Annotated in this window: 2 protein-coding genes; both read left to right on the forward strand. The window is 67.9% G+C overall.

Annotated features, from left to right (window positions below):
* A partial coding sequence (locus AB4Z01_RS36225; protein ID WP_441701691.1) for an NAD(P)(+) transhydrogenase (Re/Si-specific) subunit beta occupies positions 1 to 549 on the forward strand: 549 nt, incomplete at its 5' end.
* A 171-nt stretch (positions 550 to 720) separates the two neighbouring features.
* Positions 721 to 1,254, forward strand: coding sequence for a cupin domain-containing protein (locus AB4Z01_RS36230; RefSeq protein ID WP_441701693.1), 534 nt, complete (start codon positions 721 to 723; stop codon positions 1,252 to 1,254).
* The last annotated feature ends 452 nt before the right edge of the window (positions 1,255 to 1,706 follow it).

The following is a 1,706-nucleotide window of genomic DNA, read 5'->3' on the forward strand; positions in this document are numbered from 1 at the left end:
GCCGGCGGCCCTGCGGGCGACCGTGCGGTGAAGCAGGGATCGGCGGAGGACGCGGCCTTCGTGATGAAGAATGCCCGCTCGGTGATCATCGTGCCGGGCTACGGCATGGCGGTGGCGCAGGCGCAGCATGCCTTGAGAGAGATGTCGGACCTCTTGAAGAAGGAAGGGGTGGATGTGCGCTACGCCATCCACCCGGTGGCCGGCCGCATGCCGGGGCACATGAACGTGCTGCTGGCCGAAGCCAATGTCCCCTACGACGAGGTGTTCGAGCTGGAGGAGATCAACCGCGACTTCGCCCAGGCCGACGTCGCCTTCGTGATCGGCGCCAACGACGTCACCAACCCGGCCGCCAAATCCGATCCGGCGAGCCCGATCTACGGCATGCCGATCCTGGATGTGGAGAACGCCAAGACGGTGCTGTTCGTGAAGCGCTCGATGGCCTCGGGCTATGCCGGCGTCGAGAACGAGCTGTTCTTCCGCGACAACACCCTCATGCTCTTCGGCGACGCCAAGAAGATGTGCGAGGACGTGGCGAAGTCGTTGGCGTAGCAGTTCGGCTGTAGGTTGGGTTCGCGATTGCGAACCCAACAGGCCACGGCACCAGCGGCGAGATGTTGGGTTCGCCATGCGAACCCAACCTACGGTGTCCGGCAATCTCCAGCCCTTGCCGCCCGCCGGCTTCGGACCAGACTCCTTGGGCAGCAGCCGAGGAGACAGGCCATGACCGAAGCCGATCTGGGCGTCGAGGCCCACTACTTCGAGGATGGCGGCGCGGTGCCGAACAATCCGGCCCTGCCGCTCCTGGTCTATCGCCAGCCCAGCGGCCTCAGCCTCGGCGATGTCGCCACGGCGATCGAGGCGCGCTTCGGCCAGAACGGCTGGGGCAAGGGCTGGCGCAACGGCATCTATACGTTCCACCATTTCCACAGCAACGCGCATGAGGTGCTGGGCATCGCCGGCGGMCGCGCCCGGGTGCGGTTCGGCGGCGCCTCCGGCATGTCGCTCGAGCTCCTGGCCGGCGACGTGGTGGTTATCCCGGCCGGGGTCGGCCACAAACGCGAGGAAGGCAGCGGCGACCTCCTGGTCATCGGCGCCTATCCGCCGGGCCAGGATCCGGACCTGATCAGGGAAGGCGAGGGCGACGGCCGTGCCCTGCGCGACAGCATCCGCGCCGTGCCGGTGCCCGAGACCGACCCGGTGCTGGGCGCCGACGGGCCGCTGGTCAAGATCTGGCGCGAGGCCCAGGGCGGGTAGACGCACGGAGGGGTACCCGGCAGCGCTTGGTGCTGCACCCCCCACCGTCATTGCGAGGAGGCGAAGCCGACGAAGCAATCCATCGTCCCGCACGAGCTGCGCCATGGATTGCTTCGCTGCGCTCGCAATGACGGTGTGGGTTGAGCAGCCGCCAATCCCTCGCCGTCATCGCGAGGCGCGGAGCGCCGTGGCGATCCAGGAATCGCGCCGTCCGCACCGGCCTGAGGCGTTGTTAACGCAATGTTCATTGCGCGGGTGGATCGTTCTCGTTCATGCTACGTTCTATGGACAAGGCGCATTCCGACTCCACTCCGCAGCCAGCCGCACCGGCCCCCGAGCAAGCCGATGCCGGGCAGGCCGCGCGTATGCTCGACCGGCTGGCCGAGATGGCGATGGAGCGCGCCGAGGCCATGCATGCCGCCTCCCTCGCCGCGATCAAGGCCGGCGACACC

The sequence above is a fragment of the Inquilinus sp. YAF38 genome, assembly GCF_052113205.1.
Taxonomy (GTDB): Bacteria; Pseudomonadota; Alphaproteobacteria; order DSM-16000; family Inquilinaceae; genus Inquilinus.